This is a genomic window from Kineosporiaceae bacterium (assembly GCA_016713225.1).
Classification (GTDB): domain Bacteria; phylum Actinomycetota; class Actinomycetes; order Actinomycetales; family Kineosporiaceae; genus JADJPO01.
The window spans coordinates 535,484-559,791 of sequence record JADJPO010000001.1 but is presented as its reverse complement, the minus strand read 5'-3'; the positions used below and the strand labels follow the sequence as shown (position 1 = coordinate 559,791).

Annotated in this window: 25 protein-coding genes; 23 read left to right on the top strand and 2 right to left on the bottom strand. The window is 70.6% G+C overall.

Translation table 11 applies throughout. From position 1 onward, the window contains the following. The first annotated feature begins 12 nt into the window (after nt 1-12). The 23 genes from IPK24_02555 to IPK24_02445 all read left to right on the top strand — a co-directional run bounded on the left by IPK24_02555 (nt 13) and on the right by IPK24_02445 (nt 23,010). The gene (locus IPK24_02555) at nt 13-645 is read left to right on the top strand and encodes a hypothetical protein (GenBank protein MBK8074452.1); all 633 of its coding nucleotides are present in this window, start codon (nt 13-15) and stop codon (nt 643-645) included. Nucleotides 646-686: 41 nt separating this feature from the next. Then, a complete protein-coding gene (locus IPK24_02550) occupies nt 687-2,015 on the top strand; it encodes a FliI/YscN family ATPase (GenBank protein MBK8074451.1) in 1,329 nt (442 codons plus the stop codon). Further along, nucleotides 2,012-2,476 carry a flagellar FliJ family protein gene (locus tag IPK24_02545; protein ID MBK8074450.1) on the top strand — a complete coding sequence of 155 codons (465 nt, stop codon included), beginning with the start codon at nt 2,012-2,014 and terminating at the stop codon, nt 2,474-2,476. Before IPK24_02550 ends, IPK24_02545 begins: the two co-directional genes overlap by 4 nt. A 29-nt stretch (nt 2,477-2,505) precedes the next feature. Next, nucleotides 2,506-3,588 (top strand): transglycosylase SLT domain-containing protein, encoded by a 1,083-nt coding sequence (locus IPK24_02540; protein ID MBK8074449.1) that lies wholly within the window; start codon nt 2,506-2,508, stop codon nt 3,586-3,588. Then, complete coding sequence (locus IPK24_02535) at nt 3,585-5,312, top strand: flagellar hook-length control protein FliK (protein MBK8074448.1); 1,728 nt, start codon at nt 3,585-3,587, stop codon at nt 5,310-5,312. The genes IPK24_02540 and IPK24_02535 overlap by 4 nt, the downstream gene beginning before the upstream one ends. A gap of 81 nt (nt 5,313-5,393) precedes the next feature. Beyond that, nucleotides 5,394-5,879 carry a flagellar hook capping protein gene (locus IPK24_02530; protein ID MBK8074447.1) on the top strand — a complete coding sequence of 162 codons (486 nt, stop codon included), beginning with the start codon at nt 5,394-5,396 and terminating at the stop codon, nt 5,877-5,879. Between the two features lie 127 nt (nt 5,880-6,006). After that, nucleotides 6,007-7,203 (top strand): flagellar hook protein FlgE, encoded by a 1,197-nt coding sequence (locus IPK24_02525; protein MBK8074446.1) that lies wholly within the window; start codon nt 6,007-6,009, stop codon nt 7,201-7,203. A gap of 167 nt (nt 7,204-7,370) precedes the next feature. After that, nucleotides 7,371-7,727 carry a flagellar FlbD family protein gene (locus IPK24_02520; protein MBK8074445.1) on the top strand — a complete coding sequence of 119 codons (357 nt, stop codon included), beginning with the start codon at nt 7,371-7,373 and terminating at the stop codon, nt 7,725-7,727. Nucleotides 7,728-7,730: 3 nt separating this feature from the next. Further along, nucleotides 7,731-8,513 carry a MotA/TolQ/ExbB proton channel family protein gene (locus tag IPK24_02515; protein ID MBK8074444.1) on the top strand — a complete coding sequence of 261 codons (783 nt, stop codon included), beginning with the start codon at nt 7,731-7,733 and terminating at the stop codon, nt 8,511-8,513. Next, entirely contained in the window at nt 8,510-9,643 is a 1,134-nt protein-coding gene (locus tag IPK24_02510) for an OmpA family protein (protein ID MBK8074443.1), read from the top strand. The genes IPK24_02515 and IPK24_02510 overlap by 4 nt, the downstream gene beginning before the upstream one ends. Before the next feature lie 72 nt (nt 9,644-9,715). Further along, entirely contained in the window at nt 9,716-10,171 is a 456-nt protein-coding gene (locus tag IPK24_02505) for a flagellar basal body-associated FliL family protein (GenBank protein ID MBK8074442.1), read from the top strand. A gap of 45 nt (nt 10,172-10,216) precedes the next feature. Further along, nucleotides 10,217-11,125, top strand: a complete 909-nt coding sequence (locus IPK24_02500) for a flagellar motor switch protein FliM (protein ID MBK8074441.1) — start codon at nt 10,217-10,219, stop codon at nt 11,123-11,125. A gap of 35 nt (nt 11,126-11,160) precedes the next feature. Next, complete coding sequence (fliN, locus tag IPK24_02495) at nt 11,161-11,937, top strand: flagellar motor switch protein FliN (GenBank protein ID MBK8074440.1); 777 nt, start codon at nt 11,161-11,163, stop codon at nt 11,935-11,937. Between the two features lie 133 nt (nt 11,938-12,070). After that, on the top strand, nt 12,071-12,412 hold the full coding sequence (locus IPK24_02490) for a flagellar biosynthetic protein FliO (GenBank protein MBK8074439.1): 342 nt from the start codon (nt 12,071-12,073) through the stop codon (nt 12,410-12,412). Nucleotides 12,413-12,415: 3 nt separating this feature from the next. Continuing rightward, nucleotides 12,416-13,276, top strand: a complete 861-nt coding sequence (fliP, locus tag IPK24_02485) for a flagellar type III secretion system pore protein FliP (protein ID MBK8074438.1) — start codon at nt 12,416-12,418, stop codon at nt 13,274-13,276. A 12-nt stretch (nt 13,277-13,288) separates the two neighbouring features. Next, nucleotides 13,289-13,564, top strand: a complete 276-nt coding sequence (locus tag IPK24_02480; GenBank protein ID MBK8074437.1) for a flagellar biosynthetic protein FliQ — start codon at nt 13,289-13,291, stop codon at nt 13,562-13,564. Between the two features lie 169 nt (nt 13,565-13,733). Continuing rightward, nucleotides 13,734-15,530 (top strand): methyl-accepting chemotaxis protein, encoded by a 1,797-nt coding sequence (locus IPK24_02475; GenBank protein MBK8074436.1) that lies wholly within the window; start codon nt 13,734-13,736, stop codon nt 15,528-15,530. 40 nt (nt 15,531-15,570) lie between these two features. Next, nucleotides 15,571-17,754 (top strand): acyltransferase, encoded by a 2,184-nt coding sequence (locus IPK24_02470; GenBank protein MBK8074435.1) that lies wholly within the window; start codon nt 15,571-15,573, stop codon nt 17,752-17,754. An 87-nt stretch (nt 17,755-17,841) separates the two neighbouring features. After that, entirely contained in the window at nt 17,842-18,876 is a 1,035-nt protein-coding gene (locus IPK24_02465) for a hypothetical protein (GenBank protein ID MBK8074434.1), read from the top strand. 11 nt (nt 18,877-18,887) lie between these two features. Next, on the top strand, nt 18,888-19,667 hold the full coding sequence (locus tag IPK24_02460; protein MBK8074433.1) for a flagellar biosynthetic protein FliR: 780 nt from the start codon (nt 18,888-18,890) through the stop codon (nt 19,665-19,667). A 3-nt stretch (nt 19,668-19,670) separates the two neighbouring features. Next, the gene (locus IPK24_02455) at nt 19,671-20,837 is read left to right on the top strand and encodes an EscU/YscU/HrcU family type III secretion system export apparatus switch protein (GenBank protein MBK8074432.1); all 1,167 of its coding nucleotides are present in this window, start codon (nt 19,671-19,673) and stop codon (nt 20,835-20,837) included. 261 nt (nt 20,838-21,098) lie between these two features. Beyond that, nucleotides 21,099-22,280: a hypothetical protein gene (locus IPK24_02450; GenBank protein ID MBK8074431.1), complete on the top strand. Its 1,182-nt coding sequence runs from the start codon at nt 21,099-21,101 to the stop codon at nt 22,278-22,280. A 4-nt stretch (nt 22,281-22,284) separates the two neighbouring features. Then, nucleotides 22,285-23,010: an HNH endonuclease gene (locus IPK24_02445; protein MBK8074430.1), complete on the top strand. Its 726-nt coding sequence runs from the start codon at nt 22,285-22,287 to the stop codon at nt 23,008-23,010. A gap of 55 nt (nt 23,011-23,065) precedes the next feature. Here the strand turns inward: IPK24_02445 and IPK24_02440 are convergent, their stop codons facing one another. Both IPK24_02440 and IPK24_02435 read right to left on the bottom strand, forming a co-directional pair. After that, nucleotides 23,066-23,584 (bottom strand): signal peptidase I, encoded by a 519-nt coding sequence (locus IPK24_02440; GenBank protein MBK8074429.1) that lies wholly within the window; start codon nt 23,582-23,584, stop codon nt 23,066-23,068. Between the two features lie 66 nt (nt 23,585-23,650). Beyond that, nucleotides 23,651-24,268: a hypothetical protein gene (locus tag IPK24_02435; GenBank protein ID MBK8074428.1), complete on the bottom strand. Its 618-nt coding sequence runs from the start codon at nt 24,266-24,268 to the stop codon at nt 23,651-23,653. Between the last annotated feature and the right edge of the window lie 40 nt (nt 24,269-24,308).

Sequence of the window (24,308 nt, the reverse complement as noted above, 5' to 3'; positions counted from 1 at the left end):
ATCGTGCGGGCGATGAGATTCGACCGCCCGCTGGTGCCCGGGGTCGGCGGCATGGCCTGGATCGACCCCGAGATCGAGCGGCTGGTGCACCAGGCGATGGAGCAGGGGCGCGAGGCCGGCCGTGCGCAGGGGTACGCCGCCGGGTGGGCTCAGGGACGCCGGGCCGCCGCCGAGGCCGAGGGCGCCGAGAGCGCCCGCCGGGCCGAGCTGCGCGCCGCCGAGCGAGCCACCGAGGCCGCCCGGATCCGCACCGTGCTGGACCAACTGACCCAGGCCGTCCACGCGCTCGACCGCACCACGCACCCGGCCTGGATCCACGTGGCCGACGCACTCACCGACGGGGCGATCGCGATCGCGCGGGCCGTACTCGACCGCGAGCTCTCTTCCGTGACACCGCCGGTGCTGGAGGCCGTCCGGACCGCGATCCGGCTGCTCGCGGAGGGCGACCAGGTGGTGTCGCTGCGGCTCAACCCCGCTGACGCCGCCGACCTGGCCGCTCTCGCCGGTGAGATCCCGGACGACGTCCGGATCGTCGCCGACGCCGAGGTGCCCGTCGGCGATGTCCTGGCGCTGACCCCCACGCAACGGTTGCACGTGTCGTTGCCCAGGGCGATCGCCGCCGCCGAGGAGGTGCTGCGCGGGTGACCGGACAGCACCTTCTCAGCCATCGGGCCGCCATCGAATCGCTGACGACCCTGCTCGCCGACCGCTTCACCGCCGCCCTGCCGGTCGCCAGGCCCACGGTGCACGGCCTGGTCGCCGACGTGGTGGGGCTCGGCATCCGGGTCGAGGGCATTCGCGCCGGCGTTGGCGACCTGGTGCACGTGCTCAGCGATGCCGGCTCGGTGCCGGCCCAGGTGGTCGCGGTCCATCGCTCCGGTGCCACCTGTATGCCGCTGGGCACCACCGCGGGTATCGGTGCCGGATGCGCCGTGGTGTCCACCGGGGGACCCGCCCTGGTGCCGGCCGGCCACGGGCTGCTCGGTCGGGTGGTCGACGCCCTCGGCCGCCCCATGGACGGCGCCGGCCCACTGCGCGACGTCGTCCCGGTGGCGCTGGAGGCCTCGGCGCCGAACCCGTTGCACCGCAGGCGGGTCGACACCCCCCTGGCCACGGGCGTGCGCGCGCTGGACACCCTGATCCCGGTCGGGGCCGGTCAGCGGGTGGGCATCATGGCGGGTTCCGGCGTGGGCAAGTCGACGTTGTTGGGCATGGCCGTGCGCGGCACCTCGGCGCCGGTGCGGGTGGTCGCCCTGGTGGGCGAGCGAGGGCGAGAGGTGCGCGAGTTCCTCGAGGACACCCTCGACGAGGTCACCCGGGCCAGCACCGTGATCGTGCTGGCCACCGGGGACGACCCGTCGATGTTGCGGCTCACCGCGGCGTTCACCGCCACCCGCATGGCCGAGTGGTTCCGCGACCAGGGCTTCGACGTCCTGCTGGTGGTCGACTCGATCACCCGCACCGCACTCGCGCAGCGCGAGGTGGCTCTGGCCGCCGGTGAGCCACCGGCCACCCGCGGCTACCCCGCCAGCGTGTTCGCGATGCTGCCCCGGCTGCTCGAGCGAGCCGGGCCGGGGGCGGACGGCAGCATCACCGCGCTGTACACCGTGCTCGTCGAGGGCGACGATCTGCAGGACCCGATCGGTGACACCGTACGCGGCATCCTCGATGGTCACATCGTGCTGTCGCGACGCCTCGCGACAGCCGGGCACTTTCCCAGTATCGATGTGTTGGAGTCGATCTCGCGGGTCGAGCGGGCCGTGTGCACGCCGGACCAGCTGGGTCTGGCGGCCATGGCACGCCGCCTGCTCGCTGCCCACCGCGAGGCGCGCGAGCTGATCGAGGTCGGCGCCTACGCGGCGGGCAGCGACCCCGACGTCGACCTGGCCATCGCGCTGCGACCCGGCTTGGAGGACTTCCTGCGGCAGCGTCCGGATACCGCGGTACCGGCCGAGCAGGCCTGGGCTCAGCTGGCTCAGGCGCTGGGCGGCCAGCTGCCGGGTGAGACCACATGAGCCGCCGATTCCGATTGCAGACGCTGGAGCGGTTGCGCGCCGTCCGGCTGGACGCCGCAGCCGAGGAGCTCGGCGCTGCCCGGCGAGCCCTGATCGATGCCGAGCTGGAGCATGCGGCGTTGCAGCAGGCCGTCCTGACCTGCGTTCCCGCGGCACTGGCCGACTCGCAGGACGTTGTGACCGCCGGGTTGCGTCGTGATCTGTTGCGCGAGCGCGCCGATCAGGCAGCCGCCGTCGTGATCACCCGGCAGAGCGAGGTGGCCGCCGCCGTCGAGGCCTGGCACACCGCCCGGGCAGGACTGCGGGCCGTCGAGGCGCTGCACGACCGCCACCGCCTCGCCCTGGCCGAGTCCGACGCCCGTCACGAGCAGCGCCTGATCGACGACCTGGCCGCCGGCATGCCACGGCTGCTCGGCAGCCCGGTCGGCACCGATGTCGTGGCGGGAGGTGAGCCCCGATGACCGCTCCGGTTCCCGAGTCGTTCGGGGCGATGCAGGCCCGGATCGGGGAGTTGCAGTCCCTGCTGGGCGTTCGGTCGGGGCGGACGAACGCCGGGTCGGGCAGCGGCACATCTGCCTCGGGCACCGCAGCCGGGTTCGCCTCGTTGCTGGCCGAGGCCATGGGCTCGCAGGACGGCACCTCGACCTCCGACACCACCGCCCTGGTGCAGGCCCTGGCGGGGTTGTCGGGATCGACGGGAGCGACCGGGGTCACCGCCGCTGCCGGCGCCACCTCGGCTCCCAGAGGCGATCTCGGCGCCGCCGCAGTGGCCAAGGCCCAGCAGTACACCGGGGTGAAGTACGTCTGGGGCGGAGAGGATCCCGCGACGGGGGTGGACTGCTCCGGACTGGTGCAGTACGTCTACGGCTCGCTCGGGATCGACCTGCCGCGGGTGGCCGCAGATCAGTCCCGAGCCGGGCAGGCCGTGTCCTCACTGGCGGCGGCGCGTCCGGGCGACCTGGTGTTCTTCGGCAAACCGGCTCACCACGTGGGGATCTACGTCGGCAACGGCAAGATGATCGATGCCCCCCGTACCGGCAAGACCGTGGGCGTGCACCCCTTGTGGGGTACCCCCTCGTCGATCCGCCGGGTCACCCCGGCGGTGGACGAGGCAGCCGGGGCGACCGTGGCGTCCGGGGTGAGCGGCACCGGCGCGCTCGGTCGCGTGAGTGCCGCCACGGCCGGTTCGGTCACCGGCCCCTACGCCGCCCTGTTCACGGCAGCGGGCCGCCGCCACGGGGTCGATGCGTCGCTGCTGTCGGCAGTGGCCAAGGCCGAGAGCGGGTACAACCCCCGTGCGGTCAGTGGCGCAGGGGCTCGGGGCCTGATGCAGCTCATGCCGGGCACGGCACGATCGCTCGGCGTCGACGCCTACAACCCGGCCGAGGCGGTGGACGGCGCCGCCCGACTGCTGAAGGACCTGCTGTCGCAGTTCGGCGGCCGGGTCGACCTCGCCCTGGCCGGTTACAACGCCGGCCCCGGAGCGGTGCGCAAGTACGGCGGCATCCCGCCGTACTCCGAGACCCAGACCTACGTCCGACGTGTGCTCGAGTACCAGGAGGCCTTGCGATGACCGTGACCACGAACCGCACCACCGCTGCCACGGTCGGTGAACTGATCGGCGCCGACCCGAGCCAGGCACAAGCCCCGAACCCGGCCACCGTGGCGGCGTTCCACCAGGCACTGATGCTGGCCGCCCGGCAGTCGACGGCAGCGCAGAACACCCGTCCGGATCTGCCGGAACGAGCTCGCCCGAGCGTCGAGGAGCGACCGCAGGAACGGGCCGGCAACCGCGCGCGGCGTCCGGTGCGGCGTCCGGCGAGCACCCGTCCGCCGCGCGATCCGTCCTCCGAGGCCGCCACCTCGACCCCGGCGCCGGCCGCCACCCCGGCAGCGCAGCAGGCCCGGCCCGAGGCACCGACGCGGGTACCCCCCGGCCGCCACCGATCCGAGGCCGCGGTCGAGACGGCGACGCCCACCGAGCGGGTCGGCGCGGCCCGCACGAGCGGTACCGCCTCGAGCCCGATCACCCAGCCCGCCGGCCCCGCGGCACCGACACCGGCGGGTGAGACCGCCACCGGGACAGTCGATTCCCTCCCTACCGAGGGTTCCGTGTCGTTCGCTGCCGCCCTGGCCACCTCGGCCTCTGCGGCCGAGTCGGGAACCCCCACCGCACCGGACGTCGCCGCCACACCGGTAGCCGCCACGAGTCCGGCCCCGAACGATGGTTCCCTGATCGGTTCCCCGACCGATGGTTCCCCCACCGAGGCCACCCCGGCAGCCACCGCCCCGGCGGCCGCGATCGCGGCCGCACTGCTCGACCCGGCGACCAGCACCGTCGTGGCGACAGCGCAGGCGGCCACCTCGGCTCCCCGCGTGACAGCTGCACAACAGACCCCGATGGCCGACACCGGGGAAGGCACCGCCTCGGGGATCGACGGCGTGCCCGCCTCGGCAGGCTCGGAGAGCCCGGTCGACAGTCAGCAGGCCACGGCCCTGCCGTCGTCCGCCCCGGCGCCCTCGAACACGCCGACTCCGCTGCCGCAGAACGCCCCTGCCACGAACGTCGCCCCACCGGTGGCTGCTGCGCAGCCGATCGCCCCCGCCGCCGAGGACGATCCCCAGCCCACCGGACGACTCGAGTCCACCGGCTCGGTCGAGGCCGGCGACTCCCCGTCGGCAGGGTCGCCGACGTCCGGGGGCGCCTCGACACCTGCCGCGGCCTCGGGCGAGGCCACACCGGCCACCACCACGCCCGTCGCCGGCGCCGGCGGCGTCCAGGCGTCGGCGGCGAACCAGCCCGCCACCGGCCCGGAGGCCGCCCGGACACCCCACACCCCAGGCAGTCCCCAGGATCTGGCCGCACAGGTCGTCAAGCACGTCAGCGGCTTGCGGACGTTGCGCGACGGTACCCATCGCACGGTGATGCACCTGTCGCCGGACAACCTCGGCGACCTGACCGTGACGGTCGACGTCCGGGGGGCGAGCGTGCAGCTGTCGATGTCGGGCGAGATCACCGCCATCGCCACCCTGCGCGAGGGCATGGACCACCTGCGCGACCAACTGTCCGAGGCAGGCCTCGACCTCGCGTCGGTGGCCTTGCAGGACAGCGCCACCGAGGGCTCACCGCAGCGCCGACCGGGCGCCGGCGAGACCGACGGCGACACGGGCGGCCCCCGGGGCCGGTCCGGCCAGCAGCCGGGAGCCGAACGGACGACCTCGCGCTTCGACCGGGACGAGGCCGGGTCGGCCACCCGGGTGAACTCGACCACGGAGGGCTTCGATGTACGGGTTTGATCCGTCGAACACCTTGATAACCACCACAACCGGCCGACGGGAAGCCGACGGCCACGGTCAGCGAAGGGACAGTGCAGCCGCATGAGCAGCGTGACAGGTATCGGCACTGCGAAGACGCCCACGATCACCGGATCCGATGGCACGACGTTCTCGGCCGGCGCCGACCGCACCGCGATGGGCACCGACACGTTCCTCAAACTGCTGGTGGCCCAATTGCAGTACCAGGACCCCAGCAACCCGACCGACTCCTCGCAGTTCATGGCGCAGACGGCCCAGTTCACTGCGGTGGAGAAGATGCAGCAGCTCACCGAACTGCAGCAACAGGTGCTGGACTCCTCGCGCAGCCAGACCGCCACCTCTCTGGTCGGGCGCACGGTGACCTACACCGACGCCTCCGGCATCAGCCGCAGCGGCCTGGTCACCGCCGCCACGCTGGGCTCGTCCACACCCAACCTGACGATCGACGGCCTGAAGATCGAATTGACCGCCGTCACCGGGGTGTCGACGACCCCGACCGGCACCTCGTCGTCCAGCACCTCATCCGGCAACTCGACCAGCGGAAGCTGACCGCTCCTCGATCTCGGTGGCAGGTCAGCGTCGACCTGTCACCGTGCACCACCCCGACGGCACGATGCCTCTCGGGCCTTCCGGCACGGACGCCGACTTCTGGATTGTCCCGTCACTGGAGGACCCGTTGCTTCGCTCCCTCTTCTCCGGCATCACCGGTCTGCGCCAACACCAGACCCTGATGGACGTCACGTCGAACAACATCGCCAACGTCAACACGACCGGCTTCAAGGGCAGTGCCACCACCTTCGAGGACACGCTGAGCCAGATCGTGCGCAGCGCCGGCACCCCCACCCCCGGCCTGGGCGGTCTCAACCCGGCCCAGATCGGTCTGGGCGTTCAACTGGGCGGCATCACGACCAACTTCCGGCAGGGCTCGGCGCAGAGCACCGGGCGCACCACCGACCTGATGATCCAGGGTGACGGGTTCTTCGTGGTGAGCAACGGCACGCAGGCCTACACTCGCGCCGGCGCGTTCAACTTCGACACCAACGGCCGGCTGGTCAATTCCGAGGGAATGCGGGTACAGGGCTGGCCCGGGGTGAACGGCCTGATCAACCCCGACGGCCCGCTGGATGACATCATCGTGCCGGCCGGTACCATGATCCCGCCCACCCCGTCGACCAAGGTCACCATGGCGGGCAACATCACGAACGCCACCGCGGCCCCCCTCACCCTGGGCGCCACCGTGTACGACAAATCCGGTGTGTCGCACTCGATCTCGATCCTGCTGAGCCCTGCGGGCACCGGCTTTTCCGTGACTGTCACAGACCTCACCGATGCCTCGTCGATCGCGAGCGCCGGGACGCTGGCCTTCGACGGCACCGGCGCCTATGACGACCCCAACTCCACGGCGGCGTCGCTGACCCTGGACGACGGCACGTTGATCGACTTCGACATGGACGGCGCCAGCCTCTACGGCGGCCCGAAGTCGCTCTCGGTCACCGCGACGGACGGCGCCGCTGCCGGCAGTCTGCAGCAGTTCCAGATCGACCAGGACGGCACCATCATCGGGGTCTTCAGCAATCAGCAGAAGCAGTCGCTGGGCAAGCTGGCGCTGGCGAACTTCACCAACCCGAGTGGCCTCGAGAAGGTCGGCAACACCGCGTTCGTCCAGACGGCCAACTCCGGCCTGCCTCAGATCGGTATCGCCGGCAGCGGCGGCCGGGGCACGCTGCTCGGCTCCACCCTGGAGATGAGCAACGTCGACCTGGCGCAGGAGTTCACCAACATGATCATTGCTCAACGCGGGTTTCAGGCGAACTCACGGGTGATCACCACCAGCGACCAGATGCTGCAGGAACTGGTGGACCTCAAGCGATGACGCATCGTGCGTGATCGCCGTCTGATCGCACTCCACCCCCGCTACGGGGTGGGATGGCGCGATCCGACGGCGATCACCGCGCCCCGCCGGCTCATACCTGGCCGCAGGCTGCCGATGCGAGATATGAGGCCACGGAACGGCCTCCCGAGGATCCAAGGACGGATACCGTGATCATCCTGACCCGCCTGGGCGGCCACGAGGTGGCCGTGAACCCCGACCTGATCGAGCGCGCCGAGAGCACGCCGGACACCTTGCTGACCATGGTCGACGGCCACAAGATCATGGTGGTCGAGCCGCTGGTCGAGGTGGTCGAGCTGGTGCGCACCTGGCGGGCCACCGTGGTGGCCGAGGCCCACGACCTCTGTCGCGATCGAGCGGCCGCGCGGGCCGTCAGCCGCCACCCATCTCTGTTCAAGACGTCGAACCGGGCCACCAGCGAAGGCGTCGACGAAGCCATGGGCGAGTGCGCGTCTCTCGACGCCTCACTCGCCAGCGTGCTGCGCATGCCGCAGCGGGGGGAGTGAACCATGGACCCGGCAGGCATCATCGGCTTCAGTGTCGCCTTCGCGGCGATCATGGTCTCGAATGTGCTCGAAGGTGGTAATCCGCTGCACCTGTTCGCCCCTGCGGCGCTGGTGCTGATCTTCGGTGGCACCTTCGCGGTGAGCACGGCCTCGACCACCATGGGTGGGGCGATCGGCGCCTTCAAGTGGGTCATCTACGACCTCACCGCCAAGAAGGTCGATCTCAACGCCAGCATCGAGCCCCTGGTCAAATTGGCCGAGAAAGCTCGGCGAGAGGGCCTGTTGGCCCTGGAATCCGAGATCGAGTCGGTCGAGGACGAGTTCATGAAACGCGGCCTCCAGCTGGCCGTGGACGGTACCGACCCCGACGATGTGTACGAGATCATGTCGGCGGAGGTCAAGGCTCGCAAGGCCGCCGGCACCGCCGGCAGCGCCTACTGGAGCGCGGCCGGGGCGTACTCCCCGACGATCGGCATCATCGGTACCACGATGGGCCTGATCCACGCCCTGGGAATGCTCGACAAGCCCGAGAAGCTCGGTGGTCTGATCGCGGCGGCGTTCCTCGCCACCTTCTGGGGAATCCTGTCCGCGAACGTGATCTTCCTGCCGTGGAGCAAGCGCATCAAGGCCCTCGTGGCCCTCGAGGCGAACCGCATGGAGATCGTCATCGACGGCGTGCTCGCCATTCAGGCCGGGGCCAACCCCCGCGTGGTGGCCACCAAGCTGCGCGCGAAGATCGTGGCGGACGTGCCCGGCGGACCACCTGAGGCCAAGGAAGCGGCATGAGCGGCGACGGTGGTCACGGCGGCGGCCACGGCAAACGCCGGGGTGGCCACGACGAAGAGCACGAAGAGCACGAGAACCACGAGGCGTGGCTGGTCAGCTACGCCGACATGATGACGCTGCTCATGGTGTTGTTCATCGTCATGTTCGCCGTCAGCCAGGTGGACATGAAGAAGTTCGCCGCGCTCAAGAACGGGCTCAAGGCAGGGTTCGGTGCACCCGTGGCGATCCTGCACGGCGGCGACCAGCTGCTCGACCCGGGCGGCGCGGTGGCTCCGGACAGCGTCAACCTCGACGGATCGGCCAAGGGCGAGAGCCGCACGGCCAATCAGGAGCCGCAGGTATCGCCCGAGAAGGTCGCCGAGCTGGTCAACTCACTGGCCAAGGCGGCCGCGGCCAAGGAGGCCTCCAAGCTGACCAAGGCGCAGAAGGACATCGAGAAGGCCCTTGCCGCAGCGGGTTTGTCCAAGAGCGCCACATTCAGGATCGACGAGCGCGGGCTCGTGGTCACCATTGCCACCGACAAGGTGCTGTTCGACAACGGCAGCGCCGTCCTGCAGCCGAAGGGCCAGCAGATCCTCGACGTGGTCACCCCGACCCTGGCGGCCCTGCCGAATCGGATCAGCATCGACGGGCACACCAACTCGATCCCGATCCACACCGCCCAGTACCCGACGAACTGGGAGCTGTCGACCGACCGAGCCACGCGAGTGCTGCGCCACCTGGCCCAGAAGATCCCGGTGGACCGGATGTCGGCCACCGGATTCGCCGACACCCGCCCATTGCAGGCGGGCACGGGTATCGAGGCCCTCCGGGTGAACCGCCGGGTCGAGATCGTCGTTCTGGCCTCCATCGACAACTCCGCCGGGCGGGCGGTGGCCGCTGCGGCCAACCAACCCGACGCCACGGACGAGGACACGCCGGAGGAGAGCACACCCGGGGATGCGACGGAGGACACCGCCGCCGACGAGGAGGCCACGGACGAGACGTCGCAGGACGAGGAGCCGACCGGCGAGGAGTCGATCGACGAGGAGGCCACCCCCGACGACGAGTCCGCCGCGACACCGAGTGCCGAGCCCAGCGAGGAGCCCTCACCGACCGAGGAGGCCGGCCCCACCCTCGACAACCCCTGAGCGCCGGCCGGTACATCAAGGCCGCACCCGAATCAGCCGACGTAGTGACGAGGGCTGACGAAGGGGAGCACCATGGCCGACAAGGATGAGACCAAGGACGACGCCAAGGCCGGCGGCGGCAAGAAGAAGCTCATCGTCATCATCGCCCTGGTGGCGGTGATCGGTGGCGCAGCCTTCTTCTTCCTCAAGCCGAGCGAGGATGCAGCCGCAGCAGCGGCGAAGCCCTCGCCGTCGGTGTCCCACGCGCCGGGCCCCGTGGTTCAGCTCGAGTCGATCTCGATCAACCTGAGCGGTGGCCACTTCCTCAAACTCGGCCTGGCCCTGCAGGCAACGGCCGAGGTGACCGAGGACGTCTCCGGGGCCAAGGCGCTGGACGCCGCGATCGCCCTGTTCAGCAACATGACCATGGACGAGCTCATCCCCGCCAAGGGTCGTTCGAAGGCGAAGAAGGAGCTCGTCAAGGAAGTCACCGAGCTGTACGAGGACCAGATCTACGACGTCTACTTCACCGAGTTCGTGATGCAGTGACCGCCCGGCTCAAGACCCGCTCGGGGCCATCCGATGCCTGCTGATGTGAGTACCGGCCCGACCAGCAACATGCGACGCCGGCGGGGCGAGGCACGCACCTACGACTTCCGGCGGCCGGTCCGGCTGGCCCGTGAGCACGCGCACCTGCTGCGGGTGGCGATGCAGACCTTCGGTCGCCAGTCCACCACCGTGCTCACGACGAGCCTTCGCGCGGTGTGCCAGATCGGGGCGCCCCAGATCGAGGAACTGAGCTACGACGAGTTCCTGTCCAGCATGAAGGACCACTCGGTGTGCGCCGTCCTCAATCTCGAGCCCTGGTCGGGCAAGGCGTTGATGACGTTCGACCTCGCCACGCTGCTGACCATGATCGACCACCAGCTGGGTGGGATGGGCAGCGAGAAGCAGCCCGAGCGGCCGCTGACCGACATCGAGCAGGCGTTGGTGCGTCAGCTCATCACCCGCCTGCTCAACGAACTCGCCTACGCACTCGAGCCGATCACCAAAGGCGTTCGGCCACAACTGCTCACCCTCGAGGCCGATGCCCGGTTCGTCCAGGCCGCGGCGAGCACCGACCCCGTCGTGGTGGCGACGATGGACCTGGCGGTCGGCCAGCGCGAGAGCCAGCTGTCACTGTGCCTGCCGTACGCGATGCTCTCCCCCGCGCTCGATCTGGCCACCCACCACGACGACGGTGACCAGACCCGCGTCCGCACCACCGCGGCCCTCCAGACCCAACGGCGTCTCACCGACGTGGATGTCGATGTCGCCATCCGATTCGAGCCGTTGCGCATGTCGTCCCAGTCCATCGGCCGACTCGCCGTCGGCGATGTGCTCGCCTTTCCGCACCGCACGACCACCCCCATGGCGGTGACGTCGGCGTCCACGGTGTTCGCCCACGCCATCCCCGGCGCCTCGGGACGGCAACTCGCCGTCCTGATCGTCTCTGCCCGCTGACCGATCCCACGTCCGACCCACCAGGAGGCCGTCCCATGAGCTTCTCCGCCTCACCGCTCGTCCCGGACGCCCAGGCGCCCGCCGCGGACGCCGGCGCCTGGGCACGGACCGCGCAACGGGTGATCGCCGCGGTCACCGAAGCGCTGCCACAGATCCCCAGCGCCTCACCGCTGGTCGTCGGCGAGCCGGCCTCGGACGTCGCAGCCGCCGTGCTGCCCGACCCCGCCGGTGCCGCCGTGACCGGCTACCTGGGCAGCGGCTCCGAGGGCAAGGCCCTGTTGGTCGTCGGGCAGGAATTGGTCGATGCCCTGGCCGGCACCCCGTTCGGGGCCGTCGAACCGGCGCAGGCGCTCAAGCCCGCCTTCGAGTCGCTGGCCGGCGCACTCGGCAGCCGCCTCGACGGCGAGCCGACCGGCATCGGCGTCGAGGACTGTCTCGAGGTGCTGACCGGCGGCATCACCGTGCTGGTGCCGCTGATGCTGGACGACGCCGTGGCCGCCTTCGTGGGCGTCACCCTCGACGACCCGCCCCCGGCCCGGCCCACCACCGCCGCGGTGGCCGGCAAGAGCTGGGGCATCGACATGTTGCGCGACGTCGAGATGGAGGTGACCTGCGAGCTGGGTCGCACCCGGATGACGGTGCGTCAGCTACTGGCCCTGGCCCCGGGCGATGTCGTCGAACTGGACCGGTTGGCCGGGGCACCCGCGGATCTGCTGGTCAACGGCACGCTGCTGGCCCGCGGAGAGGTCGTCGTCGTCGACGAGAGCTTCGGGTTGCGGATCACCGAGATCGTCACCCAGGACGCCATCTGACCCTGACGCACCGCCCCACCGACCCAGCCCCAGCCAACTCACCCAACTCACATCGACTCGCGAGGATGCCGTGAACACCGCCGACGATCTGGCCCTGCTCGGCCGGGTCGTGCTGTCGCTGCTGGTGGTGACCATGATCGCGGTACTGCTGGCCCGGTTCGTGCGCCGGTCGGGGGTCCGCGGACCCGGCGCCGGACTGCGGGTGATCGATCGAGTGGGGCTGTCCCGCGAGGCCAGCCTGGCCGTGGTGCAGGTGGGTGAGGCCGCCCTGGTGCTGGGGATCACGGCCCAGTCGGTGAGCCTGCTGACGACCCTGGACGCCGCGAGCCTGCCCCGCCCGGACCGTGACACTCCCGGCACCACCCCCGGCCTCGACATTCCGGGCACGCGACGCGCCGGCACCGGCTCGGTACTCGACCCCCGCACCTGGAAGCAGGGCCTCGAGGCCTTGCGCGACCTCACCGCGCGGCGCTGATCCATGGCACGCCTCGTCCGGATGCTGCTCGCCGCCGCGATCTGCGGTGGCGCCATGGTGCTGGCCGCCCCGGCCGCCCACGCCGGACCCCTGACCATCACGGCGTCGGCCACCCGGTCGATCGCCGGGCCACCGGCGATCTCGGCACCCGCCGCCCCGACACCGGTGCCGAAGCCGAGCGATCCCACGGCGCCGAGCGTGACCGCCGACCCCAACATCACGGTGTCGGTCCCCGGGCAGCCGAGTCGCGTCGTCCAGATCATCGTGCTGGTGACGGTGCTCGGGGTGGCGCCGTCCCTGTTGCTGTTGTGCACCTCGTTCACCAAGATCGTCGTGGTGCTGTCGCTCACCCGTAGCGCGATCGGCACGCAGACCGTGCCGCCCAATCAGGTGCTGGTCGGGCTCGCCCTGTTCTTGTCGCTGTTCGTCATGGGGCCGACCATCGATGCGATGCAGGACGCCGCGGTGGCGCCGTACCTGAACGGCAGCAAGACCATCTCGCAGGCCTATGAGGCCGGCACCCCGCCGCTGCGCGATTTCATGCTCGAGCACACCCGCGATGCCGAACTGGCGCTGATGACCAAGGCCGAGGGCAAGGAGCGGCCGGAGACTCGTGACGACGTCGGGCTCCGCACGCTGATCCCGGCTTTCGTGATCAGCGAGTTGCGCAGCGCCTTCATCATCGGCTTCGTGATCTTCATTCCGTTCCTGGTGGTCGACCTCGTGGTCAGCGCGATCCTGATGTCCCTGGGCATGGTCATGCTGCCGCCGGCCCTGGTCTCACTGCCGTTCAAGTTGCTGCTGTTCGTCATGGTCGACGGGTGGAGTCTGATCGTGACCACCCTGCTCGGCACCTACCGGTAGACGGGAGATCCCGTGTCCGACAGCGTGATCCACATCGTGGCACTGGCCCTGCTGACCGCTGCCAAGGTGGCCGGGCCGGTCCTGGTGTCGACCCTGGTGATCGGCCTGTTGTTGTCGATCGTGCAATCGGCGACCCAGATCCAGGAGCAGACCCTGACGTTCCTGCCCAAACTCGCGGTCGCCGCGGTCGCCCTGGTGGTCACGGGGTCCTGGTGCCTGGGCACGCTGATCGCGTTCACCCGAGAGCTGATGCGCATGGTTCCGGGCCTGCTCTCCGCCGGCTCGTGACCTGCCCCCGCCCGACCCGGCGCTGAGCACGCGGTCGCTTCGCCCGTTCGGGGGCCTGAGCCGCTGCTCGATCAAGCCTCGGCGCCAGGGCACCGATGCCTCATGGCGACCGGTCACCAGAACTCGTCGTCGGCCGACCCCACATCGCCGGCGGCTGCGAGGGGGCACCATGAGCGTGGCACGTCGGGCCGTGATCGGCTTCGCCGCCGTCTTCCTGGTCACGTTGACGGCCTCGATCAGCGTGTTCCTCATGGCGCACTCGTCCTCGTCGGCGCTCTCCCGGTACCGGGACCGGTCGGCCCAGCTGGACGCCACCATGTGGGCGTTGCGGTCGGACTTCTACAACTACGACGACCAGATGAACATGTACGTCGCCGTCCTGGCGGGCGACACCACCGGGGACGACCTGGCCGAGACCACCTATCAGCAGGCGGTCGAGGCACGCACCGCCATGGGCAAGCACCTCGACAGCGCGCTGGCCCTGGCCACGTCGGCCGAGCTGCGTGCCGAACTCACCCGGCTGCGCACGGACTACCAGGGCTACAACGGCTTTGCCGACCAGACCCGCGCCGCGGCCCAGGCGGGCAACGTCCGGCGGGCGGTCTACCTGTCGACCCGGGGCAACCTGGAGCCCTCCAACGACATCATGCCCACACTCGACCGTGCCACCACCTTGACCTCTGCGGACGCCGCGGCGGACCTGAAGGTGGTGGAGGCTCGCCAGGGCGTGCTGCGGCTGCTGTCCGTGGCGTCCGGCGTGATCGTGGCCGTGATGATCCTGGCCCTGGCCCTGGGTACGCGGATCTTCGTGATCCTTCCCCTGACCCGGGTACGGGACACCATGGTGGCGATCGCCTCGGGGAGCGCCGACCGATCGACCCGCATCGCCATCCACGGCCACCGCCACGACCACGACGAGGTGGCCCAGGTGGGCACGGCGTTCAACACCGTGCTCGAGAGTCTGGCCGCCCAGGACGCCGAGATCGCGACCGCCGCAGCCGAACGGGAACGGACCCTGGCGGCCTCGTTCGAGCAGCAACGCGCCGCCGAGGTGCAGGTCCGCCATCGCGCCCAGGCCGTGATCGACGAGACCGCCGGGTCGGTGACCACCGACCTGAACGAGCTGGGCGCCCAGGTCGAACGCGTCCGCGACGCAGCCGGCACCATCGACGAGCGGGTGAGCGCGACCGAGGCCGTCACCCGGGCCGTGGTCGAGCGCGCCGGGCACGCCGATCGTGTCGTCGGCGAACTCCAGGCGAGCCTGCGTGAGGTGGGCACGATGGCCCAGTTGATCGCCAATGTCGCCGACCAGACCAAGCTGCTGGCGCTCAACGCCACCATCGAGGCAGCCCGGGCCGGCGAGGCCGGGCGCGGGTTCAGCGTGGTGGCCGGCGAGGTCAAGGAACTGGCCGTCGAGACCGCCCGGTCGACCACGGCGATCACCGCGACCATCGGAACCCTGGCCGACCATGCCGGTGCGGTCGCCAGCACACTGACCGAGATGAGCCAGGGCATCAGCGGGGTGAACGATGCCACCGGGGTGCTCCGGCAGGTGGCGGCCGAGCAGTTCTCGGTCGTGGCCACCCTGCAGGAGCAGGTACGGGGCGCCGTCGAGCGTGTCGAGTCGATGACCAACCTGACCACGCGGCTGGAACGTCGCCGGCATCAGCGCGTTCCCGCCGGCGGGACGGTGCAGGTCAGTGCCGGGGGGCGCACGGTCGACGCGCAGTTGCTCGATGTCAGCGAGAGCGGGCTGCGGTGCAGCGGGGTGGGCCACCTGGCCGCGGGGACCGCCGTCCGGATCCGCTTCACCCTCGGCGGAGCGCCGGTCACCGCGGAGGGCATCACGATCCAGCGGCCCGGGGCGGGCGGTGACGAGGCAGGCGTGGAGTTCACCACCGTGCCCCCCGACACCCGGGCGCAGCTGAAGGCCCACCTGACAGCCCACGGCGTGACGCCGCTCTGAGCTCTGAGCTCCGAGCCACCGCTGGTAGGCTCCCCAGCCGATGAGCAGGTCGCCCGGTATCCTCGCGACCGCCGGTCCCCCGCGCCACGAGACCGCCCCGTCGGCAGACGGCTTCCGCCCCGAGATCCAGGGGCTGCGCGCGGTCGCCGTGGGACTGGTGGTGCTCTTCCATCTGTGGCCACGCCGGCTCGGCGGCGGCTACGTCGGGGTCGACGTCTTCTTCGTGATCTCGGGCTATCTGATCACCTCACACCTGTTCCGCGAGGTCGCCCGAACCGGCAGCGTGAACGTCGTCCGGTTCTGGGCTCGCCGGATCCGCCGGCTGCTGCCGGCGAGCTTCCTGGTGCTGGCCTTCGGCGCCGTCGGCACCCTGGCGTTGGCACCCCAGACGGTGTGGGCCGCCACCATCCGCCAGATCACGGCGAGCGCGCTCTACGTGCAGAACTGGGTGCTGCAGACCGACGCGGTCGACTACATGGCGCAGGACAACGAGCCGACCGCGGCGCAGCACTACTGGTCGCTGTCGGTCGAGGAGCAGTTCTACGCGGTCTGGCCGTTGCTCGTCGTCGGCGCGCTGTGGCTGGCCGCCCAGCGCCACCGGGCCACGGTCGACCTCACCGCACGCAGCGGCGCCGGCACCCCGGCAGACCTGGGACGGCGCCGCGCCGCCGTGGCGGGCACGCTCGGGGTCGTGGCACTGGCCTCGTTCATCGCCTCGGTCGTGATGACGGCCGCCGATCAGCCGGTGGCCTACTTCAGCACCTTCACCCGGGCCTGGGAGTTCGCCGTCGGGGCGCTGATCGCCCTGATTCCCGGACGCCCGGGGACCCCCGACGGCCCGATCCGGACGGCGCTGGGCTGGGTGGGCCTGGTCGCCGTCCTGATCGCCGGCGTGATGTACACCGAACGCAGCCCGTTCCCCGGCTGGATCGCGGCACTGCCCGTCCTCGGCACCGCCGCCGTGATCCTCGCCGGAGCCGGTCGTGGCCACACTCCCGGCTGGTGGCTGGGCCGGCGGCCGGCCACGTTCATCGGGGACATCTCGTACTCGATCTACCTGTGGCACTGGCCGTTGATCGTGCTCTTCCCCTACGTCACGGGGCACAAGCTGCGCTGGCCGGAGAAGCTTCTCGTCCTGGCCCTGACCGTCGTGCTCGCCTGGGCCAGCAAGACCTTCGTCGAGGATCCGCTGCGCACCCGGCCCTGGCTGGCCGCGGCACCTCGCCGGGCGTTCGCCTTCGCGGTGACCGGCATGCTCGTGTTCACCGTGGGGTATGTCGGGGTGAACCGCGAGCTCGACAGCCGCGAACGGGCCGATCGACTCGCTGCCGAACGCAATGCGGCCCGCATGGCTGCCTGCCTCGGGCCGAAGACGCTCGAACCCGGGGCACGGTGCCTCCCGGTGGAGGGCGACGGCCCCCTGGTCGTGCCGGCGGCCCAGGTCGCCGACCAGGGCCACAGCGCGATCCTCACGTCCTGCCAGCAGTCGCTCGTCTCCGCGCTGCTCAAGACCTGCGTGGTCGGCGCCACCGAGGGCGCGCGGCGCACGGTAGCGCTCCTGGGTGACTCGCATGCCGCGCAATGGACACCGCTGCTCGACGAGATGGGCAAGCAGCTGCGCTGGAAGGTCCTGGTGCACGTCAAGGGCTCGTGCCCGATGACGCTGGCCCGGCGGATCCTGCCCCGCGAGAACGGCGATGCCCGGCAGGTGGCGTGCGAGTCCTTCACCCGTCTGGCCCTGGCCGACATCGCGGCCCACCCCGAGATCACCGACATCTTCCTCGCCGCCAAACCCGGTGCCTACACCTGGACGTCGATGCCCGGACGGCCACTGAACGATCCCGGCGTCGACGGCTTCACCGCCGCGTGGCGCGAGTTGGCTGCGGGCGGGCGGCGGTTGCACCTGATCTCCGGGACGCCGCGAACCATCGGCACCAGCGTGCCGACCTGCCTGCTCAAGCATCCGGACGACGTGCTGGCCTGTGCGGTTCGCCGGGACGCCGCGCTGCAGCGTGACGACCAGCGTCAGGTCGCCCGGGCTGCCTGGAAGGCGCCGATGTCCGTGATCGACCTGACCGACCGGTTGTGTGACACCTCATGGTGTTACGCCCGCATCGGGTCGCTGGCGGTCTACCGGGATGCCAACCACGTGTCGCTCGAGTACGCCCGGCTGCTGGCACCGCACGCCATCGCCCAGCTGCCCGCGGAGCTGCGCACCGGCTGACGTCTCGGACCGGTACGACGCACCGACCGACCGAGTTCACCCGATTGCCTGCTCAACACGGCCGGGGCAGCTGTCGACGTCGTGCTCATGCCGGCTGCGGAACGTGCTCTGCCCCCTGCCCGAATTCGAGTGCTGCCCCGTCTGCGGGTCATCGTTCGCCTGGCCACGGCTCTGGTGCTCGTGCTGGCCGGGTCCACGGCGGTGGCCACCCCGGCCTCCGCCGCGACCCTTCCCGGCGGCAAGGCCAACTATGTGGTGAGCGTGATCGGCGGCACGGTCAACGCCACCGGTGTTCGGCTGGCCAGTTACGCCTTCCGCAGTGACGGAACCGTGGTCCAGGAGTACTGGGCCTGGCGCCAGGACCGAATCACCGGCAAGGGGAACGCGAGCTGGGCCAAACCGTTCAGCGGCTACAAGACCACCGGGTGCCTGCGCCCCTGCCCGATCCGCACCCCGGTGGGGTTCCAGTCGGGGCGCCGCGGGACGGTGATCGTCGGGAAGTGGTCCATGAGCGGTTCGACGCTGACCATCCGGTTCGGCCAGGGAACCGCTGAACACTGGCGTATCGGTGCCGGGATGAGCGGGGTCGCCTCCGCCTCGCTGATCAGTTCCAGCCCACAGGTCCACGGCTGGGCCATCGGATCGAATGCCTCGCTCACCCGGGCGGTCGGCATGCGCACCATCTACGCGGCCCAACGTTTCTACGGCCCGTTGGCGCAGAACTCCTACGGTTCGGCCACCACCATGGCCCACATCGGATTCGCGTACCAGGGATATCGCCTCTGCAGCAATGGGTTGTGCATGCAGGGCACCAACGTCACATCGGCGAACAAGCGCACCTGGTTCAGCTCGTACTGGGCCGCCAACCCCACGCGAGACGGCCGTAAGGTGTTCTGGAACAACCAGACCGGTTCGGTGCAACAGACCGAGCAGCCCGGATCGACCTGCATCAGTGCCACGGGCGGCGGCCACACCGATGCCCTGCTGCAGGCCCTGGACGACTCCGGACGCATCGTCGGACTCGTCGGCGTCGAGGCGAGCCTCAACCAGCGCAAGCCCGGCCAGGCCGTCGTCGGCGCCTTCGCCATGGTGCTGCCCACTCACAGCACACTGGTCTCCTAGGCCGGCGGCGGGTGGACGGCGCAACGGTCGGGATCGGCGAGACAGCCTTCGCCGCCTATCTGCTCGCCCTCTCCCGGACCGCCGGGTTCGTGCTGATCACACCGCCGTTCAACACTCGCAGTGTGCCGGCCCGGGCCAGGGTCGGGCTGGCCGTGGCGCTCGCCCTGCCGTTGTCCGCCACCCAGGTCGCCACCCCCACGCTCGGTTCGGCCTCGCTGTACCTGCGCGCCCTGGCAGAGGCGTTCACCGGTCTGAGTCTCGGCTTCTTCGTGTTGCTCGCCGTGGCCGCAGTGCAGTCGGTGGGCGAATTGCTCGACGTGGTGGGGGGTTTCACGATGAGCACAGCCATGGACCCCCTGTTGATGGCTCAGACCTCGGTGATGGGGCGGTTGCATCAACTCACCGCGGTGACACTGCTGTTCGCCTCCGATGGCCATCTGGTGGTGCTCCGAGGGCTCTCACGAACCATGGGCACTGCCGGAACCGCCGTGCCGAACAGTGCGACGATGGCCGAAGCGGTCACCACCGACGTGGCGGGGCTGTTCACCAGTGCGATCCAGATCGCCGCCCCGGTGATCGCCGCCATGCTCGTGGCCGACGTCGCGCTCGGATTGCTCACCCGGGCCGCCCCCGCCCTGAACCCTTTTGCCCTGTCGTTTCCGCTCAAGATCGGCTTCACGCTGCTGTTGGCCGGGCTGATCATCGCCCGGCTGCCACAGGTGGTGCACACCCGGGTCGACCACGCCGTCCTGACGGTGGTCGATCTGGTGCACGCTGCCGGCGGGGGGTGACCTGTGGCGGATGACGCGGGCAAGACCGAGAAGCCCACGGCCAAGAAGCTCAAGGACGCCCGAAAGCAAGGTCAGTTCCCGCGGACGGCGGACGCCCCCACCTGGCTGGGAATCGCCGGGGGTGCGGCCATGCTGCCGTACACCGTGGCCGCCATCGGCGACCAGTTCCGGCGCTTGTTGGCCCGACTGTCCGCAGTCGGCGCCGAACCCGACACGCCCCAAGCCCTTGCGGCGTTGGCCGAGGTCCCGAAGGCGGTGTTGCTCGCCTGTGGCCCGCTGTGCCTGGCCGCTGCCACCGGAGCCGTTCTGGGCGCCGCCATCCAGGGGGTGCACCCGTCCGCATCGGTGATGAAGCCGAAGTTCAACCGGATGAGTCCCAAGCAGGGCCTGAAGCGGATGTTCGGCACCAAGGCCCTCTGGGAGGCCGCCAAGGCGGTGGCCAAGGTGACCGTGATCTCGATCGTGGTGTACTCGCTGGCCAAGACCCTCATACCGCAACTGATCGCACCCGGTCTGATGCCTCTCGCGGTCACGCTGGAGCGCACCCGTGCGGGCATGACGACGCTGCTGTGGGCAACCGTGGTGACCGGCCTGATCCTGGCCCTGTTCGACTACGGGTACATGCGCCACACCGTGATGAAGCAGCTGATGATGAGCCCTCACGAGGTCAAGCAGGAGATGCGTCAGAGCGAAGGCGACCCGATGGTCAAGAGCGCGATCCGCGCCCGCCAGATGGCCATGAGTCGCAACCGGATGCTCAGCGCCGTCACCGAGGCGGACGTGGTCCTGGTCAACCCGACCCACTACGCGGTGGCCCTGTCCTATCAGCCTCACCGAGGAGCACCCCGTGTGGTTGCCCGAGGAGCGGGGACACTGGCGCTGAAGATCCGTGAGATCGCCCGCGAGTCACGGGTTCCCGTCGTCGAGGACAAGCCGTTGACACGCCTGCTCTATCGGGTGTGTGACCTCGGGGACGAGATCCCGGGCGAGCTGTACATGGCCGTGGCCCGCATCCTCGCGTTCGTGATGGCCGCCGGTAAGCCGACACGCAGTGCGGGGGTGCGGCGTCCCAGCCAGGCAACGCCGTTGCCGGAGTTGCCTTCCCGCTCGCAGATGCGGGCACGTCGGGCGCGGCAGACACGTAGTGATCGGGCTTCGACCGGGGTTTGACGGGTCTCGGGTCGGTTGGGGTTCGGGGTGTGGGTTGGTGGTCGGGTGGGGTGGGTGGGGTTGTCGCGCGCGGCGATCCATCCGCGCTCGCAGGCTCGCGCTCCCGCCAGACCCAGCCAGCCGCGCGCGACAACCCCACCCACCCCCACCCTCTACGCGACCCTCCACCCGGCTTGGGTTGGCGTGAAAACCGTTGCGGGGTAGACGGATTCGACGGCCTGCCCAATGGCGTTCGAACAGGTGTTCCGGTAGAATCGGGGCATGTTCACGCCCGACCTGTTGCACGACGCGGACGCCGAGGTGGCTCGGCTCAGCGTCGAGAACGAGGCGTTGCGGGCGCAGGTCGAGACACTCCGGGAGCAGAACACCGTCCAGCGTGAACAGCTCGACCGCGGCTCGGCACGGTTGTCGGCGCGGGAGGCGGTGTGGGACTGGTTCACCGACGGCGGACCGGAGAACGAGGACGAGCGGGATGCGGTGGCGGGGCGGATCTGCCGGACGTTCCTGACCCCGGGAACTGTGGAGCCCTCGTTGGTGACCGTGGCGGCGGTGACGTTGGCGCAGTCGCAGCCGTCGGGGCTCACGGATGCGGAGGTGGTCTCGGCGGCGGTGGCGTGCCGGCAGGCGATCACCCACATCGAGTTGACCCAAGCCCAGCTGACCCGCGAGCTGGCGTGGCGGTATCAGGCGCGGCATCCCGAGGAACTGGACCTGGATGTCGAGGTGAACCTGCCGGCGTGGGTCCGCGACCCCGAGGAGCGGGCGTTGACGGCGGCGATCGAGGAGGTCGCCGCGGTCGCGCGGATCAGTCCGTCGGGGTTGCGGGCGCGGGTGGAGATGCTGGCGACCTGGCCCGAGGACCACGGCCGGCTGTACCGGGCACTGCTCGACGGCACGATCTCGACCACCCGGGCGCGGGAGGTGGCCCGCCAGACCGGACGTCTGGCGGCGGGTCGGGCGCGGGACTGGGTGGAACAGATGATCCTGCCCGTCGCCGAACAGCTCGGCGCCGTGGGGTTGCGTAACCGGATCGAGCGGTTGATCGCCCAAGCCGATGCGGTGGCGTATCGGCGGATCCTGGACGACGCCGCAGCGGAGAAGGACACGGTCAAGGTCAGCCAGCAGGGCTACGGGCGGGCCCATCACCGACGTATCGGGGCTCGATCACCAATATCGCCGACCTGCACGCTGCGCTGCTGCACCGGGTCCGGGCCGCGACCTGCCCCGGCACCGGCACCACCACCAGCCCCAACGGCGGGGCGGGGTGCCGCGGGCACCGGTCGGGCAGGATGCGACCGGGGTGGGTCGGCGGGGCGGCGAACAGCAGGCGGCCTCGATGGCACAGATCATGTTCGACCTGATCACCGACCCCGACACCATCACCCCACTGCTACCCGCCGTCGGCGACCCGGACACCGAGACCACGGCACAGGCGACCGGTGACGACGTGGTCGGTGGCGGCGTGACCGGTGGCGGCGTGACCGGTGGTGGCCTGCTCGGCGGCGGGGCCGTCAGCGCCCCGGCACCGGCCTGCCCGGGGATCCGGGTCGAACCGAGGGTGTCGTTGAACGTGACCATCCCGTTCCAGGTCCTGGCCGCGCTGTGGGCCGGGCAACCGCCACCGACCGGGTCCGGATGGGTCGAGACCACCGGCCACGGACCCATCCCCACGGAGGCCCTGGCCGCGATCCTCGACAAGTACGGCCAACGCGCCCTGTGGCACTGCCAGGTGCTCGACGACCGACCCGACTCCCCGACCTACGGCGCCCTGATCGCGATCGGACGCGCCGCCACCGACCCGGGATACACGCCGTCGCCGTTCGTGAAGGCGTTGGTGAAGGCTGCCCGGCCGCGCTGCTCGCACCCCGGGTGCGGACGCCCCGCCATCGAGGCCGACCTCGACCACGTCACCGCCCACGCCAAGGGCGGGGCGACCGACGAGAAGAACCTGGCCCCCCTGTGCCGGTTCCACCACCTGCTCAAGCACCACGCCGGGTTCACCCCGACCCTCGACCCGACCACCGGACAGGTCACCTGGCGCACGCCGTCCGGACACCACGTCAGCGAACCACCCGACACCCCACCACCCCTGGCGGCTGAGGGTGACCTGCCCGGTGCCTGGCCGCTCCTGCCGCCACCGCGCCGTCCCGAGGGCAACCCGCCGCCGTTCTGAACCACTCAAAGCACCCGGCGGGTCCTGACCGGAAACCTAGGCCCGCGCTCGAGCTTCAGGCGGCGGCGTACGAGCGCTGATATCCACCCAACACGATGCTCAGGCTCGCCCAGGTGCCCAGCGCCACGAGCAGCAGCGCCAGGTAGTCGTGCTCCTGCATCCAGATCACCGGCCGCCCCACCATCGGCACGACCAGGCGCAGCTCACCCCGAACCGACTCCGGCGCCACCGTGTCGGAGTCGTTGTTCTGATTCGCATCGCCCTTGGTGATCACGACCCCGTTGGCCTCGTAGCTCACCAACCGGTGCAGGTAGTAGCCGCTGGCCTTGCTCGCATCGCGCACCAAGACCACCCGGCCCGGCGGCAGCGTGGCGGGTCCGACCCTGGCGGGCGCGATGACCGTGACATCACCCGGGGCGATCGTCGGCATCATCGATCCGCTGAGCACCACCCGCGGTTGCCATCCGATCAGCGAGGGTGCGTGCGACCAGAACAGCAGGCTCACCACCACCGTCAGGTACACGATGGCGACGAACTGCATGGCCAACGCACCGATCCGCCGCACCCCGATCATCACCGCCTCCTCGCATCCCCCGGTCGGTCGAGGGGGTGCGGGTATGAGGCGTTGGCGAGCCTCGGCTCAGCTGCGTGACTCCCAGGTGAAGGTGGCCCCGGCCGAGGCGCCCTGCTGGCCGCTGGGAGCGGCGGCATTCAGCGTGTAGTCGAAACGGTAGACCCGGTACTCGCCCGCCCCGGCGGGCGCGAAGGCACCGACGCCGGTGGCGTAGTTGGTGGCTGCCGTGGTGAAACCGGCCAGCGTTCCCGAGTAGATCTGGGTGCCGGCGAAGCCGGTGCACCCTCCCGCGTAGGTGCCGTTGTTACCGAGCGCCGTCGCCTCCTGCACCACCAGGTCGATGTACGGGCCGAGGGTTCCGGTCGACGACCCGCCGTAGAGCTTCACGGTGGCCGCGATCGACCCTGTGTAGCTGACCCTGATGCACTTGCTGCCGGTGTCCCCCGGCAACAGCCCGGTGGCCGAGAACAGCGCCGAGCCCGCATCGTCGTCCCCGAGCACGACGGTGCCCGCGGCCCATTGGTCGGCCGGGTTGGCCGTGCTGGCCGTGAAGGCCGCACGGGTGCGTTCGTTGACGAGCACCGCGGTGAGCAGCAGTGCGGTCAGCACGGCGGCGATCAGCAGGCGCCGTCGGCGCCGACCCAGCTCTGACCCCGAGGCCGGCGCGGGGTGGACGCTGGTCACACGACTCCTCCGGCTCTGGGTGGACGGGGACAGCCCACCT